Genomic DNA, 17,432 nt, shown 5'->3' with positions numbered 1-17,432 from the left:
AATTGCACGCGGCAACGAGGGGGGAAGGCAAAGATTCGGCGCTTGGCTCATTGCCAGCGCACGACGGCTCAGACGGGCACCTTGAACACATGGCGCAGGTAGGCGACGAAATTCGCGTCCCGGCACTGCGTCTTGCCGGGGCTGTCGGAGATTTTTGCGACAGGGGCGCCGTTGCAGGCGGTCATCTTGATCACCACGTTCATTGGCGTCACGCCGGGAATGTCACACGTCAGGTTGGTGCCGATGCCGAAGCTGACGTTGATCCGCCCGTGCAGCGCGCGGTAGAGCTGCAATGCCTTGGCGAAATCCAGGCCGTCGGAGAAGATCAGGGTCTTGCTCAGCGGGTCGATGCCCAGGCGCTCATAGTGCGCGATGGCTTTTTCCGCCCAGGCCAGGGGATCGCCGGAGTCGTGGCGCAGGCCATCGAAGAGCTTGCCGAAATACAGGTCGAAGTCCTTCACGAAGGCATCCATGCCGATGCAGTCGGTCAGGGCGATGCCGAGCAAGCCCCGGTATTCACGCACCCAGCATTCCAACGCCGCGACCTGGCTATCGACCAGGCGCGGACCGAGTTGCTGGTGGGCCATGAACCATTCGTGGGCCATGGTGCCGATGGGTTTGAGTTCGTATTCCCGGGCCAGGTGGACATTGCTGGTGCCAACGAAACGTCCGGGGAAGTCGCGCTTGAGGATATGCACTACCTGATCCTGTACAGGATAGGAGAAGCGTCGGCGGGTACCGAAGTCAGCGAGCTGGAACCCTGCCAGCTCATCGCTGCTGGCGTGCGTCTTGAGCCAGTCGAGTTTCTGGTACAGGCGCTCGCCCACCTGCGCCATCGTCACTTCGCGATAGCGGTAGCGATTACGAACCTCGCAAATGATTGCCAGTAACGGGATTTCATAGAGGATCACGTGCAGCCAGGGGCCGCGAATACGGATCGCCAGTTGCCCCGCATCGTCCAGTCCGACCTGGACATAGCGCAGGTTGAAGCGAAACAGGCTGAGGAAACGAATGAAGTCCGGCTTGATGAAGGGGATTTTTTCCAGGTAGGCCAGCTGGTCGTGGGTCACCGAGACCTCGGCCAACTGTTCGATCTGGTAGCGGATCTCGGCAAGGTAGGGCGAGAGGTCTTCGTCGTTGCGGCAGCGCAACTCCCACTCCACCTCGGCGTTGGGGTAGTTGTGCAGCACCGCCTGCATCATGGTGATCTTGTAAAAGTCGGTGTCCAGCAGGTTCTGGATAATCCGTGGGGCAAAAACGTCGTTGCTCATGGGCGGGGCTCCTTGAACAGTGCGAGCTGGCGGTCCAGCTCGCCTTCATCGGCGCACAGTACTACCCCGGCGGCAGCCAGCTCGCTGCAGGCAGCTTTGGCGCCGGCGGGAACCGGCAGCTCCTGCGGGGCGTTGGCGGTAAAGCCGTTCTGGGCATCGACGTCGAAACTGGCGATCTTCATCAGGACTACCTCAACTGGAATGCCTATATATTTCATCTGGTGTTATAAGTGTGTCAAGCGTCCTTGTTTATGGAGTAGGGCTTGCATCACAAAAAATACCTGGTGGAATATGGGGTGTGGAACGAGGAGTCGAGATGAGCGCAGTTGAAGTCATGGCCAGCGTGGATATCGTTGCGCTGCGCCTTGCCCCGGATTTGCAGGGGTTGCAGGTGTTGTTGCACCGCCGCGATCGAGAGCCGCATCGGGGGCAGTGGGCCTTGCCGGGTGTCATCGTCAACGGCAGCACGCCGGACAATAGCCTGGATGCGGCGGCCGAGCGGGCGCTGCAAGAGAAGGCACAGGTTCGGCCTCGGTACATGGAGCAGGTCGGCACCGAAGGCAACGCGTTTCGTGATCCGCGTGGTTGGTCGTTGAGTACCTACTACCTGGCATTGCTCGATCCGGTGCAGGCCATCGTCGGGGAGCAGTTGGCTTTCTTCGACCTCGACAGCCTATCGACCCGCAAAGTGCTGTTGCCGTTCGATCATGGGCTGCTGGTGCAGCGCACCCGCGAGCGGCTGGCGGCCAAGAGCCTGTACAGCAGCCTGCCTCTGTATCTGCTGCCGACGCGTTTCACGGTGCTCGATGCGCTGGGTGCGGCGCAAGCGTGCCTGGGGCGGCCGGTGAACAACACGTCGTTGCGCAAACGTCTGGAGCGTCTGAGGGAGGCAGGCTGGGTGCGTGATACCGGCGAACGCAATCAGCCACGACTGGGCCGGCCCCAACAGCTTTACGAGTACCTACCGCAAGGCGTGGGTCCGTTTCTGTTCGACCGTAGCCTGTTGCCGGAAGCATGAAGGCTCAAGCATGGCGTTTGGCGGCCGATATAGCGGTCAGGTCAAAATCCTTGCGGAGAAGGAAAATGGTAGGGATCACAAGTGTCAACGTCACTGGCGTGAACGTGCAGTCGTCTGCGCTGCAGACGGCCGCCCAGGCCAGCGACACTGAAAAGAGCAGCAACTCGGCTGGTGGTACCCAGGTTGCCATGCCTACCCAGGCTGACAAGGCCGACAAGGCCAAGAGTAGCGAAGACAGCAGCGAGCCGTCGTTCATCAAGCAGATGCGCGAGCTGATCAAGCAATTGCAGGAGCAGTTGGCCGAAGCGCAGAAGCGGATGTCCGAGATCCAGGCACAACCCATGGATGAGAAGGCCAAGCTGGCAGCAGTGGCGGGTGTTCAGGCGCAGATTGCAACCATCAGCGGCCAGCTCCAGCGGGCGACCGCGCAGTTGCTGCAGGCATTGAGCAAGCTGGGTGGAAGCAGCTCCGGCAGCCTTGTCAGCACACAGGCCTGACACGGCATCACAGGCAGGGCGGCCGCGCAATGGGCCGCCCTGAGCGTTACAGGTTACTCGGACGCTACCCGCGAACGGTTCTGGCGGTCTGACTTGTATTGCATGGCCACGGCCGGCGCAGCCTTGGCCGAGCCGGTTTCCAGCCATTGACGCAGGCGCCCGGCATCGGCGAAATGGGTGAACTTGCCGTAGGCGTCCAGAATCACCATCGCCACCGGGCGGTTGTCCATCTTGGTCAGCAGCACCAGGCAGTGCCCCGCCTCGTTGGTGAAGCCGGTCTTGGTCAGCTTGATGTCCCAGTTGCTCTTGTTCACCAGATGATCGGTGTTGCGAAAGCCCAGGGTGTAGTTGGGTTTGCGGAAGGCTACGGTCTTCTCGCGGGTGGTCGAGAGCTCGCTGAGCAGCGGGTAGTTGCGCGAGGCGATCAGCAGCTTGGCCAGGTCATGGGCGGTGGACACGTTTTGCGTCGACAGGCCGGTTGGCTCGACGTAGCGAGTATGGCTCATGCCCAGGCTACGGGCCTTGGCGTTCATCGCCTTGATGAACGCGCCATAGCCGCCGGGATAATGGTTGGCCAGGGTATTGGCCGCGCGGTTTTCCGATGACATCAGGGTAATCAGCAGGGTTTCGCGACGGTTCAGTTCGCTGCCGGGGCGTACGCGCGAAAAGACACCCTTGAGGTCAGGGTTGTTGGCGATGGTCATGGTGAGCATCTCGTCCATCGGCAGCTTGGCGTCTAGCACCACCATGGCGGTCATCAGCTTGGTGACCGAAGCGATGGGCACCACGCGGTCGGCGTGGCTGGAGTACAGCTCTTTGTTGGTATTCAGGTCGATCAGCAAGGCGCTGCCGGAAGCCAGGTGCAGTTTGGACGGGTCGCGTTGTGCCTGGGCCGGGGATTGTGCAGCAGCGGTCGACGGAAGGATCGCGGTTCCTGTGAGCGCCAGCAGCAGGCTGAGGATGGACAGGGAAGTTTTCACGTTGAGGCTCACTAATAGTTGGTATGTCGTTGGCTGTGCAAGGGTTTCCCCCCGAAAACCGCTGCATTGTGGAGTATGGCTCAGCGGCTGTCGATTGCTCGTCCAGGCCCAGCGTCGAAATGAAAAAACCTTCATGCTGTATCGGTTTTTCCCGCCTGTTGCGACAAATGCTCCCCGCGCTTTCGCATAGGCGAAAAAAGCCCGCCAAAGGCGGGCAGAAAGAAGCGTAAGGAGCAACGCACAACACATGAAACGGTCAACAAAAACGCTGGTCAGGCGGTAAGGGTGCCGGCCTGCAGCTGTTCGGCCATGGCCTGGGCCTTGGCGCGGGAATCCAGAGGGCCGCTGACGGGCTCGCCGTTGCGCATCAGGTACCAGCAGGCCAGCAGGCCTTGAGCGCGCAAGGGAGCAGGGACAGCACTGCCGACGACAGACACGATGTGGATAGTGGCCATGTTGGACCTCCTGTGAAACATGGCCCTACCTTACGCAGCAGCCGACGCTGTTTGAAATCAACTTGCTCGATAGTGGTCATTACTTTTTTCAACGACAAGGGCAGGTCACCAGCGCGGCGGGCCGTAGTACACCGGCGGCGGGCCGTAGTAGCGGCGATACACCGGCGGCGGCGCGGGTACATAGCGCTCGACGACATAGGGCTGGTAATACACCGGCGGCGGTGGCGCCTGCACATAGACCGGAGGCGGCGGATAATAGGCCGGCTGGCGTTCGACATAGACGGTACGGTCATGGCCGCCGGATACTGCTGCCCCGACCACGGCACCGACCACGGCTGCACCGAGTACAGGGCCTGGGCCCCAACCGCCGCCATGGGCGGCTGCCTGCCCGCTGACGGCCAGTGCGCCGACCAGCAGGGCGATTCCGGGGATGAGACGGTTCATGAATGAATCCTCGCGATGACCCCACATTTGGGGCTTATCAATAAGACCGCGAAATCGGTAAAGAGAGCACAGGCGCAAGGTAAAGGTTGTGTAAGGGGCGACTGACGGTCAGGTCTGGTACGCTCGCAGAAACGATTCAGTCATCAGCGACAGGAGCAGATATGGCGATTGCACCCAGCAGGGACACGACACTGTGCATTTCCCTGGCCGGACGCCCAGGCACTTTCGGTGTGCGTTTCCACAACCACCTCTACCAGCAGTTGGGGCTGGACTACTACTACAAGGCCATGACCACCCAGGACCTGCCTGCGGCAGTGAGTGGCATCCGCGCCCTGGGTATCCGCGGCTGCGGAGTGTCCATGCCCTACAAAGAGGCGTGCATGGCCCTGGTGGACGAGATCGATCCCTCCGCGGCGGCCATCGAGTCGGTGAACACGCTGGTCAACACCAACGGTCACTTGAAGGCCTACAACACCGATTACCTGGCTGTGCGGCAACTGCTGGAATCGCACGAGGTCGATCCGGCCACGGCCTTTGCCCTGCGCGGCAGCGGCGGCATGGCCAAGGCGGTGGCCAGTGCGCTGCGCGACGCAGGTTTCAGCGAGGGTCTGATCATTGCCCGCAACGAGCAGGCCGGGCGGCAGTTGGCGGACACCTGTGGGTATCGCTGGCAGCGCGAGCTGGGCGACCTGTGCCCACCGATGCTGGTCAACGTTACCCCCATCGGCATGGCTGGCGGCCCGCAGGCGCAGGCGCTTGCCTTCTCTCGTGAGGCGGTCGAGGCTGCGCAACGGGTGTTCGACGTGGTGGCCATGCCGGCCATGACCCCGCTGATTCTTCTCGCCAAGGAGCTGGGCAAGCCGGTGATCACCGGGCTCGATGTGATCGCGCTGCAGGCGCTGGAGCAGTTCGTGCTGTACACCGGCATCAGGCCGACGTTGGCGCAGGTGGAGAAAGCGGTCGCTTACGCGCGCGACGCCTGAACGGGTGCCATCACGGGGATCCCCGTGATGGCTTGAGTACCTCAGAAAACCTTTTGCCCGTTGTCCAGTCGCTCGTCCACCAGGGCGCGGCCGTGCGCGAGAGAAACGTGCTGGGCGTTTTCCAGGTCCGAGAAGAACTTCATCGGCATCGACAGGCGCCTGCTGGTATGGCCTTCGGGATCGGTGATCAGGCAGCCGGCGGCATAGGGCAGGGGAGAGTCGGGGTGGGGCATCACACTGGCGGTGATGGTGTGCTTGCGGTACTCACAGTGAAGGGTTTGCATCGTCCTTACCTCGCTGTGCTGGTTTGGAAGCGCTCACCTCTATGTACCACAGCGAGGGGCCGGAAGTTCCCGGCCCCGACGAGCGTAACCTGCGTCGGTCAGCCCTTCAGTTCGGTCGGCTGGATGACTTCGACCCAGTAGCCATCCGGGTCCTTGACGAACGCCAGGTGGTTCATGCGGCCATCCTGCAGGCGCTTCTGGAAAGGCACGCCCAGCGCTTCGAAGCGTGCACAGGCCACGCGTACGTCCGGCACCGAGATGCAGATGTGGCCAAAGCCGCGCGGATCGGTGTTGCCGTTGTGGTAGGCGAACTCGGCATCGTGCTCGGTGCCGTGGTTGTGGGTCAGCTCCAGCACACCCGGAATCGATTTCATCCACTGGTGACGTGCGGCGTCATCGGCAGGAATCTGTGCCGGGTCGACCAGGGCCAGGAAGTACAGGCTGAAGGCCGCCTCGGGGAAATCGCGCTTGTCTACCAGGCGAAAGCCCAGGACGCGGGTGTAGAAGTCCAGCGACTTCTCGATATCCTTGACCCGCAGCATGGTGTGGTTGAAGACGAATTGGGCGGTGGCGGTGTCTGGTTGGGCAGTGACGCCAGGCAGGGTTTGCAGATCGTTCAGGCTCATGGGGGCTCCAGAGACAAGGCCGGCGCAGACAGCGCCGACGGTGAAAACAGGACGGCCATGATACGGCAGTGAAGCGATTGCGCAAATGAAAGCGCCCTGCACGAGGCAGGGCGCTGGAATTAGAGGCCCGCATGTGCGGGCGCGTGATGGGGTCGCTAGTCCTTTAGCTGGTTCGATACTCACCCAGGCGATGTGAAAAAACTGTGAAGCAAGCGTGGATGTTTCATCAGCGTACCCAGGATTCCACCGTGGCCGCGCCGTACTGTTCCTTCCACGCTTTCAAGCCACGGTGGTTGCCACCCTTGGTCTCGATCAGCTCGCCGGTGTGCGGGTTCTCGTAGACCTTCACCACGCGCGGGCGGCGTTGTTGCTTGGCAGGGCTGGCCGAGGTTCTCGCGCTGGCTTTCTGGCCCTTGGGGTCGAGGATCGCGACAATGTCGCGCAAGCCCTTGTCGTAGCTTTTCATCAGCCCGAGCAATTTCTGCTCGAACTCGATCTCGCGTTTAAGGCTGGCGTCCTTTTTCATTGTCTCCAGTTGCGCGATTTGCTCCTGAAGTGCTTTTTCGGCCGCACGAAACTCTGCAAGTCTGGACACTTTCATCACTCCTGTCAGTCAGCCGTGGCATGGCGTGACGAACATGCAACAGTAATAAACGCCGGCCACGCGGATGGGTGAAACTGTTCGCTGAACAAGAGTGTAGACGTGGCCCGGTGTTCGGTAAACCTCAAACTTTTAGCGGCAAGTAAGGAACTTTCAGCGCACCGCGCACACGCAAACTCAGTGTGTTTTCCGGGTGTCTGCGACAACGCTCATACCATGGTCCAATGGCCCGAGGTAGAGCACCCGAGGGAAAATGGCCCGTAGTCTTCATTTAATGTCGAGTACGTCGTGGCACAGGTGCCCGATAGTGCATCAGCATGTTTCTCGTCTTTTCTGGATGTCCCCTTGCATGTTCTCTCCCTTTCCTCTCGCCCCTGGCCGCAGTGTTGCCGGCCTGTCCTTGTTGTGCGCGGCAGCCGGTGCACAGGCCGGTGGTTTTTTCGAAGACAGTCACGCCAAGCTCGAGGCGCGCAATGTCTATTTCAATCGGGACTTTCGTGACGGCCACAGCAGTTCCAGCCAGGGGGCTTCCAAGCGCGAGGAATGGGCGCAGGGCTTTATCCTCGATGCCCGTTCGGGCTATACCGACGGCACGGTCGGGTTCGGTGTCGATGCGCTGGGCATGCTCGGTTTCAAACTCGATTCCAGCCCCGCCGACAGCAACAGTGGGCTGCTGCCCTCCAGCGGGCACGACCCACGCCATTCTGCCGATCAGTACGCCAAGCTAGGTGTGGCGGCAAAGGTGAAGGTGTCCAGGACGGTGCTGCGCTATGGTGCGATGATGCCGGACATGCCGCTGCTCAAGTACAACGATGGTCGCCTGCTGCCCACCCTGTTCCATGGTGCGATGCTGACCTCCGAAGAAGTGCGCGACCTGAAGTTCACCGTGGCCCGCCTGGACAAGTACACCGCACGAGACTCCAGCGACCGCCAGGATATTCGCGTGCACTGCAAGAACAAGCGTTACGCCTGCGATATTGAGGCCGACCACTTCGATCTGGCGGGCGTCGACTACCGCGTCAATGATCGCCTCAGCGCCCAGTACCAGGTGTCGAAGCTGGAGAACATCTATCGCCAGCATTTCCTCGGGTTGGTCGCCACGCAGCCCTTGGCGGTGGGCGCGGTTTCGGCGGATGTGCGCTTGATCAAGAGCGACGATACCGGCAACGCCCGTGCCGGCGAAATCGAACACCGCGCGTTCAGCGGCATGCTCGGCTACAGCCTGGGCGGGCACAAGGTCAGTGCCGGCTGGCAACGCATGTATGGCGACAGTGCCATGCCTTACCTGGATGGCAGCAACCCGTATCTGGTCAACTATGCCCAGGTCAACGATTTCGCTGCGGCCGGTGAGCGCTCCTGGCAATTACGCTATGACTATGATTTCAAGGCACTGGGTATTCCCGGTTTGAGCTTCTTCACTCGCTATATCAACGGTGACCATATCCAGGTGCCCGGCAGCAGCGCCCAAGGCAAGGAATGGGAGCGTGACAGCGAACTCAAGTACCAAGTCCAGGGCGGCACCTTCAAAGACCTCAGCGTGCGTCTGCGTAACTCCACGTATCGCAGCAACTATGAACGATGGGCGCGCGACATGGACGAGACCCGGGTCATCGTCAGTTACAACTTCTCGGTGTTCTGAGGCACTTTGCCAAATGCCGCCGGGCGATGAACAATGATCGGCGGCAAGGGCAGCGAGGCAGTGCCATGAAGCAACTTCTGTTGATCGGTATAGGCCCGGGCGACCCCCGTCAGGTCACTTTCGAGGCCGTCGATGCGTTGCGCCGTGCAACGGTGTTCTTCGTGCTCGACAAGGGCGGCGACAAGGATGAGCTGTTGCGGCTGCGCAAACTCATTCTTGAGCGCTATGTTCCCGAGGGTAAGTATCGCCTGGTGCAGGTGGAGGATCCGCGCCGGGATGGGCAGGCCCAGGACTATGTCGGCGCGGTGCAGGACTGGCACCGTGCGCGCGCAGCCCTGTATGCCCGGATGTTCGAGGATGAACTGGGTGAAGACGATGTCGGTGCCTTTCTGCTGTGGGGCGAGCCGGGCCTGTATGACAGCACCTTGCGCATTCTTGACCGGGTGCGCGAACGCGGGGTGGCGCTGCAGCTTGAAGTCATCCCCGGGATCAGCAGTGTCCAGGCCTTGGCCGCGCGGCACCGGATCGCGCTGAACCGCATTGGTGAGCCGCTGACCGTACTGCCGGGGCGGCGCCTGGCCGAGCAGGCGGTGATCGACAACGTGGTGGTGATGCTCGACGGACAGTGCGCGTTCACCGCGCTGGATGACCCGGGCCTGACGATCTACTGGGGGGCTTATCTGGGAACGGCAGACGAGATTCTGGTGGCGGGCAAGCTGGCGGAGGTCAAGACACATATCGTGCAAGTGCGCGAGGACGCGCGGCGGCGCAAGGGCTGGATCATGGATACCTACCTGTTGCGCCGGGAGGGGTGAGGCCGAGGTCAGGGCACCCCGAGGATCCCCACGACCTTGTCACGCAGTTGGTCGATGCTGAATGGCTTGCCGATCAGATGCATGCCCTCGGACACACTGACGTTCTCGGCGTAGCCGCTGGCGAACAGCACCGGCAGCAGGGGCCGGATTTCCCGGGCTTTGGCCGCCAACTCGTCGCCGCGCATGTCGGGGAGGCCGACATCGGTCATCAGCAGCGCCAGGGGCTGCGCGGTATCTTCAAGAATCTTCAAGGCTTCGGTGGCGTCCTGCGCCTCGATGGTGGTGTAGCCCAACTCGTCGAGCACTTCGACCATCAGCATACGAACGATGTCGTCGTCTTCGACTACCAGAAGGTGCATGGTTTGAATCCTGTCGCGTAAGGGAAATGTCTTTACTCTGTGCCTGCCGCACGGGCAGAAGTTCCCTCAGGATAGCGGCCCCTGCAATTGGATGGAACGATTGGCCGCGGATACCTTCAAATACTGGCTAAATGCCCTGCCAGATCAGGCAAAGCTGGTTAGACTCGTACCAGGTGCGGGGGTGGCAGCGGCATACAACAATGACTGAATGTAGTGGCCACACACTGTTCAATGGACTTATTTCGCTCGGGCGTTATCAGATGATTCAAGCAGCCTCCATGGATCAACGCAGCTTTCGCAAGCTGCTGAGCCGTAACGTCGGCCTCCCGTTGGGTGTCGGCCTGCTGGGCGCCGTCGCCTTTGTCGCGGTGATCAACTATTTGCTCTCGGCCATGCAATGGGTCGAGCACACCGATCGGGTGATCGGCAATGCCAACGAAACGGTCAAGCTGTCGATCGATATGGAAACCGGCATGCGCGGCTTCCTGATCACCGGCGACGAGCGCTTCCTCGACCCCTACGAGGTGGCCAAGCCGAGAATCTTCAGCAGTTTGGACAGCCTGCGTGGCATGGTCCTGGACAACCCACCGCAGGTCGAACGTATCGACCGCCTGGTGGCGCTTCAGCGTGCCTGGAACGAGTTCGGTAACGAACTGATCAAGGCGCGCCGCGACCAGGGCGATTTTCGCGGCGTGATCGGCAGTGGTCGCGGCAAGCGCATCACCGACGAAATCCGCAAGGAATTCGACGACTTCGTTGCCACCGAGCAGCAGCTGCGCATGGCGCGCAACGAGAAGGTCAGCACGGTCACCGTCACCGCGATCAGCGCATTCGTGCTGTTCATCGTCGGCCTCAGTGCGCTGCTGGCCTACCTGGGGCGGCGTGACCTGTTGGCGCTGTCGGAAAGCTACGTCAGCAATTTGCAGGCCCAGCAGCGTTCGGCCGAGCGTCTTGAACACCAGGCCTGGTTACGCAACGGACAGACCCAGTTGTCGCAGGAGGTCCTAGGGCAACTGACGCTGACCATGCTGGGCGACAATATCCTGCGCTTTTTTGCCGGCTACCTGGGCAGTGTGGTCGGTGCACTCTACATCCGCGATTCCCATGGCCGCCTGGTGCGCGTGGCCAGCTACGGGCTCGATGCCGAACAGCAAGGGCGCGAACAGGTGATGGCCGAGCACGATGGCCTGCTGGCCCAGGTGGTGCGCGAGCGTCGCGTGCTGCGCCTGGATGACCTGCCGCAGGATTACTACCGGTTGAGCTCCGGCCTGGGCAGCGGGCTGCCGCGCAGCGCTATGCTGGCGCCGGCCAGCGACAACAACCAGGTCAATGGCGTACTCGAGCTGGGCTTCCTGCGACCGTTGCAGGAGCGGGATGTCGAGTTGCTGGAACGGATCGGCGACAACCTCGGCATCTCCCTGGAGAGCGCGCGCTATCGCCAGCGCCTGCAGGAAGTGCTTGCCGAGACCCAGCAGTTGAATGAAGAACTGCAGGTCCAGCAAGAGGAGCTCAAGACTGCCAACGAGGAGCTCGAAGAGCAGTCGCGGGTGCTCAAGGAGTCCCAGGCCCACCTGGAGACCCAGCAGGCCGAGCTCGAGCAGACCAACGAGCAACTGGCCGAGCGCACCGTGGCCCTGGACCGCAAGAACAGCGAGCTCAATGCTGCGCAAATGGAACTGCAGGCACGTGCCGAGGACTTGCAGCGTTCCAGCAAGTACAAGTCCGAATTCCTCGCCAATATGTCCCATGAGCTGCGCACGCCGCTCAACAGTTCGCTGATCCTGGCCAAGTTGCTGGCCGAGAACGGTGAGGGCAACCTCAGCCAGGAACAGGTCAAGTTCGCTGAATCGATCTATTCGGCCGGTAACGACCTGCTCAACCTGATCAACGATATCCTCGATATCGCCAAGGTCGAGGCTGGCAAGCTCGAAGTACGTCCGGAGACCACCCAGGTGGTGCGCCTGGTCGAAGGACTGCGCGGCATGTTCCAGCCGCTGGCCGATGACAAGGGCCTGAGTTTCGAGGTGAAGCTGGAGTCGCAGGTGCCGGCGACCCTGTTTACCGACCGACAGCGTCTGGAGCAGATACTCAAGAACCTGCTGTCCAACGCCATCAAGTTCACCGAGCGTGGCCAGGTGAGCCTGAACATCAGTCATCAGGTCGGCATCGGCATCGTCTTTGCCGTGCGTGACAGCGGTATCGGTATCGCCGCCGACCAGCAACAGGCAATCTTCGGTGCCTTCCATCAGGTCGACGGCACCAGCAACCGCCGCTATGGCGGCACCGGTTTGGGCCTGTCGATCTCACGCGACCTGGCGCACTTGCTCGGTGGCCAGATCAGTGTCGACAGCAGTCCCGGTCAGGGCAGCGTGTTCAGCCTGATCATTCCCGAACGCTACGAATCGGTCGATAGCCAGGAAGAGGTCCATAGCCTGCGCCCGACCCTCGATCAGTTGCCGCCGGCACCACGCGCGCTGGCTGCACCGCAGCAACCGCTACCGATTCCGGCATTTGCCGACGACCGCGAGCAGGCGCCGTTCGCCAATCGCTGCATCCTGGTGATCGAGGACGAGCCGAACTTCGCCCGGATCCTCTACGACCTGGCCCACGAACTGGACTATAACTGCCTGGTCGCCCATGGCGCCGATGAAGGTTTCGCCCTGGCGGCACAGTACGTGCCTGATGCCGTGCTGCTGGACATGCGTCTGCCTGACCATTCCGGGCTTACCGTGCTGCAGCGCCTCAAGGAACAGGCCAACACCCGGCACATCCCCGTGCACATCATCTCGGTGGAAGACCGCGTCGAGGCCGCCATGCACATGGGCGCGGTAGGCTACGCGGTCAAGCCGGCCAGCCGCGAGGAGCTCAAGGAGGTGTTCGGTCGCCTGGAAGCCAAGCTGACCCAGAAGCTCAAGCACATCCTGCTGGTGGAGGACGACGACCTGCAGCGCGAGAGCATCGCCCGGCTGATTGGCGACGACGACATCGAGATCACCGCGGTGGCCCTGGCTCAGGAGGCCCTGGAACTGCTGCGCGAGAACATCTACGACTGCATGATCATCGACCTCAAGCTGCCCGACATGCTCGGCAACGAGTTGCTCAAGCGCATGACCGCCGAAGACATCCGCAGCTTCCCGCCAGTGATCGTCTATACCGGGCGTAACCTGACCCGCGAGGAAGAGGCCGACCTGCTCAAGTACTCGCGCTCGATCATCATCAAGGGCGCGCGTTCCCCGGAGCGCCTGCTGGACGAGGTGACGCTGTTCCTGCACAAGGTCGAATCGCAACTGTCCCACGAGCGCCAACGCATGCTGAAGACGGCACGCAGCCGCGACAAGGTGTTCGAGGGGCGCAAGATCCTGCTGGTGGACGACGATGTGCGTAACATCTTCGCCCTGACCAGTGCCCTGGAGCACAAGGGCGCCATCGTCGAGATCGGGCGCAACGGCCGCGAAGCGCTGGAGCGCCTCGAACAGCACGAGGATATCGACCTGGTGCTGATGGACGTGATGATGCCGGAAATGGACGGCTATGAAGCGACCCGCCTGATCCGCCAGCAGGCACGCTGGCGCAAGCTGCCGATCATCGCCGTGACGGCCAAGGCCATGAAGGATGACCAGCAGCGTTGCCTGCAGGCGGGCGCCAACGATTACCTGGCCAAGCCGATCGACCTGGACCGCCTGTTCTCCCTGATCCGCGTCTGGCTGCCGCAACTGGAGCGAATTTGACTAGCGAACGCAACACCGATATCGAGATCCGGCTGCTGATCGAGGCGATCTACCTCAAGTACAGCTACGACTTCCGTGATTACTCAGGCGCTTCGATCAAGCGCCGGATCCTCCATGCCCTGCGTCAGTTCGACTGCCGTACCGTGACTGCGCTGCAGGAGCGAGTAATGCACGACCCAGGCATGTTCATGCAGTTGCTGCAATACCTGACGATCCCGGTCAGCGAGATGTTCCGCGACCCAGGCCACTTCCTCGCGCTGCGCGAGGAGGTGGTGCCGCTGCTGCGCACCTGGCCATCACTGAAGATCTGGATCGCCGGTTGCAGCACGGGGGAGGAGGTGTACTCCATGGCCATCCTGCTACGTGAGGAAGGGTTGCTGGAGCGCACCATCATCTACGCAACCGACATCAATCCAAGTTCTCTGGAGAAGGCCAAGCAGGGCATCTATTCGATGCAGAGCCTGCGTGAGTACGAGGAGAACTACCGCAAGGCCGGAGGGCGGCGCGACTTTTCCGAGTACTACACCGCCGCCTACGGCAACGCGATCATGGACAGCAGCCTGCGCGACAACGTGACCTTCGCCGACCATAGCCTGGCCACCGACAGCGTGTTTTCCGAAACCCAGTTGGTGTCATGCCGCAATGTGCTGATCTATTTCAACAAGGACTTGCAGGACCGCGCCCTAGGGCTGTTCCACGAGTCGCTGTGCCATCGCGGCTTCCTGTTCCTGGGCAGCAAGGAGTCGGTGGATTTCTCGGCCTATAGTGACCGCTTCGAGCCTTTGGTAAGGCCCGAGCGGATCTACCGCAAGACATGAACGGCGTGCGCGCAGTGGTCATCGGCGCCTCGGCCGGCGGCGTCGCGGCCTTGTTCGAAGTGCTTGGCGCCTTGCCTCAAGGTTTTGCCCAGCCGGTGCTGTGTGTGCTGCACCTGCCGGATGATCGCCACAGCCAACTGGCCGAAGTGCTGCAGCGCCGGGTGAATCGCCCGGTGCGCGAGGCTCGTGACAAGGAACGGATAGAGGCCGGGCAGATCTATGTTGCAGCGCCCGGTTATCACTTGTCGGTGGAGCGCGACCTGAGTTTGTCGCTGAGCCAGGAGGCACCGGTACACTTTTCACGCCCGGCGATCGACTTCCTCTTCGCCTCGGCTGCCGATGCCTATTGCGAAGGGCTGCTCGGCGTGCTGCTCACCGGTGCCAACGAAGATGGCGCCGAGGGCCTAGCCTACATCAAGAAGTGCGGAGGCCGGACCGTGGTCCAGGACCCCCGCGACGCACAGGTTGCGCTGATGCCCGAGGCCGCACTGGCCCTGCATTGCCCCGACCATATTCTTTCTCTGAGCGGTATCGGACAGTTGCTCGCCACCCTGGAACCCAGCGCATGCTAAGCCACATCATCGCCAAACTGCTGATCGTCGACGATCTGCCGGAAAACCTGCTGGCCCTCGATGCCCTGATCCAGGGTGAGGACCGTGAGGTGCACCGCGCCCAGTCGGCCGAGCAGGCCTTGTCGCTGCTGCTCGAGCACGAGTTCGCCCTGGCCATCCTCGATGTGCAGATGCCGGGCATGAATGGCTTCGAGCTGGCCGAGCTGATGCGCGGCATGGAGAAGACCAAGAACATTCCGATCGTCTTCGTCAGCGCTGCTGGCCGCGAGATGAACTACGCCTTCAAGGGCTACGAGAGCGGCGCGGTGGACTTCCTGCACAAGCCGTTGGACACCCAGGCGGTCAAGAGCAAGGTGTCGGTGTTCGTCGACCTTTATCGTCAGCGCCAGGTGCTCGGTCGTCAGTTGGAAGCGCTCGAGCGCAGCCGACAGGAGCAGGAGCAACTGCTGGCCCAGCTGCAGGTGGCGCGCAGCGAACTGGAGCGTGCGGTGCGCATGCGCGATGACTTCATGTCGATCGTCTCCCACGAGGTGCGCACACCGCTCAATGGCCTGATCCTGGAGACCCAACTGCGCAAGATGCACTTGTCGCGTGGCAACCTCGCGGCGTTCAGCGAAACCCACCTGAAGGCGATGGTCGAGCGCGACGAACGGCAGATCAACAGCTTGATCCGGCTGATCGAGGACATGCTCGATGTGTCGCGCATCCGCACCGGCAAGCTGTCGATCCGCCCGCGGCCGTTCGATCTGTCGCAGTTGGCGCGCGGCCTGGTGGAGAACTTCGCGGCCCAGGCAACGGCGCTGGATACCCACATCGAACTGCAACGCTGCGAGGTGCTGCAGGGGGAGTGGGACGAGTTCCGTATCGAGCAGGTGCTGGCCAACCTGCTGTCCAATGCCTTGCGCTATGGTGAGCGACGCCCGGTCCAGGTGCGGGTGTTCGAGCAAAGCGGCATGGCCTGTGTGCAGGTTCAGGATCACGGCATTGGCATCAGTACCGCCAACCAGCAGCGGATCTTCCAGCAGTTCGAGCGGGTTGCGGCGCATCAGGCCAGTGGTGGGCTGGGGCTGGGATTGTATATCTCCGAGCAGATCGTGCAGGCCCACGGTGGACGAATCCAGGTCGAGAGCGAAGAGGGGCAAGGTGCGACCTTCAGCATCCTGCTGCCGCTGGCGACGGCCGATCAACAAAGTGACCAGGCACAGGCAACCTCTGTGTGACCTGGTGGTCAGATGGCCAACTATTTGAAATTCAAGGCGTTGTGATGAGCGAAGATGCACAAGATGTGGTGCTGGTGGTCGAGGACGAACCGGTCATTCGGATGATCCTGCGCGACTACCTGGCAGGCGAGGGCTACCACGTGTTGGTCGCCGAAGACGGTGAGCAGGCGTTCGCGATTCTGGCGAGCAAGCCGCACCTGGACCTGATGGTCACGGACTTTCGCCTGCCAGGCGGGATTTCCGGGGTGGAGATCGCCGAACCCGCGGTCAAGCTGCGACCGGATCTCAAGGTGATCTTCATCAGCGGCTATCCCGCAGAGATCCTCGAGTCGGGCAGCCCGATCGCGCGCAAGGCGCCGATCCTGGCCAAACCGTTCGACCTCGACACCCTGCATCAACAGATCCAGGCATTGCTCAGATAATGGGGCTTATACCGCCTTGGTGTTGAGCAACCGCACACCCAGCCCGATGAACAGCGCGCCCGTGGCGCGTTTGAACCAGGCTGCCAGGCGCGACGCCTTCAGGCGTTGACCGAAGCGGTAGGCGGTGAAGCAGTAGAACGAATGCACCAGCCCGACGATGGCCGCGATACTGATGAACATTGCCGCGAACTGGCCGAAGATCGGCCGGCCAGGTTCGAGGAATTGCGGCAGGAAGGCGCAGAAGAACACCAGGGTCTTGGGATTGCTCGCCGACACCAGGAAGGCCTCGACGCCGATCCGCCATTTCGCTCGAGGGGCGACCGGTGTGATTTCGCCTGCAGGCAGCTTGGGCTTGTCCCGTGACAGCAGTTGCCGCAGGCCAAGGTAGATCAGATACCCGGCGCCCACCAGCTTCAGCGCCAGAAATGCCGCTGGCAGCGAGATCAACAGCGCACCGACACCCATCGCCACACCGCTGATCAGCAGCAACTGCGCACTGAGGTTGCCCAGCAGCGTCATGCCCATGCCGGACGGGCCGTAACGCAGGGCGTTGCGTACGGTCAGCAGGACGTTGGGGCCAGGGGTGAGCGAGGTGATCAGGTAGGCCAGTGAAAACGTCAGCCAGAGGTGCAGTGCCATGGAGCGCGGTCCTTCGCAGGGGAAAGCCTCAAGATGCCAGCAATCGGCGCCGGATGCCATG

General features: G+C 61.9%; 18 protein-coding genes and 3 pseudogenes. 11 read left to right on the top strand and 10 right to left on the bottom strand.

Annotation, left to right across the window (positions count from 1 at the left end):
* Positions 1–68: 68 nt before the first annotated feature.
* A complete protein-coding gene (pncB, locus tag ACPZMI_RS22135) occupies positions 69–1,271 on the bottom strand; it encodes a nicotinate phosphoribosyltransferase (RefSeq protein ID WP_186664395.1) in 1,203 nt (400 codons plus the stop codon).
* 101 nt (positions 1,272–1,372) lie between these two features.
* Positions 1,373–1,453, bottom strand: a pseudogene (locus ACPZMI_RS22130) (nicotinamidase); the annotation flags it as partial.
* Positions 1,454–1,587: 134 nt separating this feature from the next.
* Between ACPZMI_RS22130 and ACPZMI_RS22125 the strand changes: the two are divergent.
* Positions 1,588–2,289 (top strand): NUDIX hydrolase, encoded by a 702-nt coding sequence (locus tag ACPZMI_RS22125; RefSeq protein WP_186664397.1) that lies wholly within the window; start codon positions 1,588–1,590, stop codon positions 2,287–2,289.
* 65 nt (positions 2,290–2,354) lie between these two features.
* Complete coding sequence (locus ACPZMI_RS22120; protein ID WP_426353078.1) at positions 2,355–2,786, top strand: hypothetical protein; 432 nt, start codon at positions 2,355–2,357, stop codon at positions 2,784–2,786.
* 53 nt (positions 2,787–2,839) lie between these two features.
* On the opposite strand, the gene pbpG is transcribed toward ACPZMI_RS22120, so the two are convergent.
* The 3 genes from pbpG to ACPZMI_RS22105 all read right to left on the bottom strand — a co-directional run bounded on the left by pbpG (position 2,840) and on the right by ACPZMI_RS22105 (position 4,665).
* Positions 2,840–3,766 (bottom strand): D-alanyl-D-alanine endopeptidase, encoded by a 927-nt coding sequence (gene pbpG / locus ACPZMI_RS22115; protein WP_426353077.1) that lies wholly within the window; start codon positions 3,764–3,766, stop codon positions 2,840–2,842.
* Positions 3,767–4,038: 272 nt separating this feature from the next.
* Positions 4,039–4,221, bottom strand: coding sequence for a hypothetical protein (locus ACPZMI_RS22110; RefSeq protein ID WP_426353076.1), 183 nt, complete (start codon positions 4,219–4,221; stop codon positions 4,039–4,041).
* A gap of 105 nt (positions 4,222–4,326) precedes the next feature.
* A complete protein-coding gene (locus ACPZMI_RS22105; RefSeq protein ID WP_054891267.1) occupies positions 4,327–4,665 on the bottom strand; it encodes a hypothetical protein in 339 nt (112 codons plus the stop codon).
* A gap of 161 nt (positions 4,666–4,826) precedes the next feature.
* Here ACPZMI_RS22105 and ACPZMI_RS22100 point away from each other — a divergent pair, with 161 nt between their 5' ends.
* Positions 4,827–5,648, top strand: coding sequence for a shikimate 5-dehydrogenase (locus ACPZMI_RS22100; RefSeq protein WP_426353075.1), 822 nt, complete (start codon positions 4,827–4,829; stop codon positions 5,646–5,648).
* Between the two features lie 41 nt (positions 5,649–5,689).
* Here the strand turns inward: ACPZMI_RS22100 and ACPZMI_RS22095 are convergent, their stop codons facing one another.
* From ACPZMI_RS22095 to ACPZMI_RS22085, 3 genes are all read right to left on the bottom strand, one after another.
* Positions 5,690–5,932: a hypothetical protein gene (locus tag ACPZMI_RS22095; protein WP_186719523.1), complete on the bottom strand. Its 243-nt coding sequence runs from the start codon at positions 5,930–5,932 to the stop codon at positions 5,690–5,692.
* 98 nt (positions 5,933–6,030) lie between these two features.
* A complete protein-coding gene (gene gloA / locus ACPZMI_RS22090; protein WP_186719521.1) occupies positions 6,031–6,558 on the bottom strand; it encodes a lactoylglutathione lyase in 528 nt (175 codons plus the stop codon).
* A 226-nt stretch (positions 6,559–6,784) separates the two neighbouring features.
* A complete protein-coding gene (locus ACPZMI_RS22085; RefSeq protein ID WP_426353074.1) occupies positions 6,785–7,153 on the bottom strand; it encodes a histone-like nucleoid-structuring protein, MvaT/MvaU family in 369 nt (122 codons plus the stop codon).
* 355 nt (positions 7,154–7,508) lie between these two features.
* On the opposite strand from ACPZMI_RS22085, the gene ACPZMI_RS22080 reads away from it, so the two are divergent.
* Positions 7,509–8,798, top strand: coding sequence for an OprD family porin (locus ACPZMI_RS22080; protein WP_426353073.1), 1,290 nt, complete (start codon positions 7,509–7,511; stop codon positions 8,796–8,798).
* Between the two features lie 65 nt (positions 8,799–8,863).
* A complete protein-coding gene (gene cobF / locus ACPZMI_RS22075; protein ID WP_186664410.1) occupies positions 8,864–9,613 on the top strand; it encodes a precorrin-6A synthase (deacetylating) in 750 nt (249 codons plus the stop codon).
* 8 nt (positions 9,614–9,621) lie between these two features.
* On the opposite strand, the gene ACPZMI_RS22070 is transcribed toward cobF, so the two are convergent.
* Complete coding sequence (locus ACPZMI_RS22070; RefSeq protein ID WP_186664412.1) at positions 9,622–9,972, bottom strand: response regulator; 351 nt, start codon at positions 9,970–9,972, stop codon at positions 9,622–9,624.
* A gap of 260 nt (positions 9,973–10,232) precedes the next feature.
* Between ACPZMI_RS22070 and ACPZMI_RS22065 the strand changes: the two are divergent.
* The 6 genes and pseudogenes from ACPZMI_RS22065 to ACPZMI_RS22040 all read left to right on the top strand — a co-directional run.
* Positions 10,233–12,371 (top strand): annotated as a pseudogene (locus ACPZMI_RS22065) (CHASE3 domain-containing protein); the annotation flags it as partial.
* 102 nt (positions 12,372–12,473) lie between these two features.
* Positions 12,474–13,700, top strand: a pseudogene (locus tag ACPZMI_RS22060) (response regulator); the annotation flags it as partial.
* Positions 13,697–14,518 (top strand): CheR family methyltransferase, encoded by an 822-nt coding sequence (locus ACPZMI_RS22055; protein WP_426353072.1) that lies wholly within the window; start codon positions 13,697–13,699, stop codon positions 14,516–14,518. The pseudogene ACPZMI_RS22060 and the gene ACPZMI_RS22055, both read left to right, overlap by 4 nt.
* Complete coding sequence (locus ACPZMI_RS22050; RefSeq protein ID WP_186664416.1) at positions 14,515–15,090, top strand: chemotaxis protein CheB; 576 nt, start codon at positions 14,515–14,517, stop codon at positions 15,088–15,090. The genes ACPZMI_RS22055 and ACPZMI_RS22050 overlap by 4 nt, the downstream gene beginning before the upstream one ends.
* Positions 15,084–16,310, top strand: coding sequence for a hybrid sensor histidine kinase/response regulator (locus ACPZMI_RS22045; protein WP_186664418.1), 1,227 nt, complete (start codon positions 15,084–15,086; stop codon positions 16,308–16,310). Before ACPZMI_RS22050 ends, ACPZMI_RS22045 begins: the two co-directional genes overlap by 7 nt.
* Before the next feature lie 44 nt (positions 16,311–16,354).
* Entirely contained in the window at positions 16,355–16,732 is a 378-nt protein-coding gene (locus ACPZMI_RS22040) for a response regulator (RefSeq protein ID WP_186708328.1), read from the top strand.
* Positions 16,733–16,738: 6 nt separating this feature from the next.
* Here the strand turns inward: ACPZMI_RS22040 and ACPZMI_RS22035 are convergent, their stop codons facing one another.
* Positions 16,739–17,371, bottom strand: a complete 633-nt coding sequence (locus ACPZMI_RS22035) for a LysE family translocator (RefSeq protein ID WP_186664422.1) — start codon at positions 17,369–17,371, stop codon at positions 16,739–16,741.
* Between the last annotated feature and the right edge of the window lie 61 nt (positions 17,372–17,432).

This window comes from Pseudomonas wayambapalatensis, from assembly GCF_049942315.1.
In the GTDB taxonomy this organism is placed as follows: Bacteria; Pseudomonadota; Gammaproteobacteria; order Pseudomonadales; family Pseudomonadaceae; genus Aquipseudomonas; species Aquipseudomonas wayambapalatensis.
Note: the sequence above shows the minus strand (reverse complement) of the source record. Positions and strands in the feature narration are given on the sequence as shown.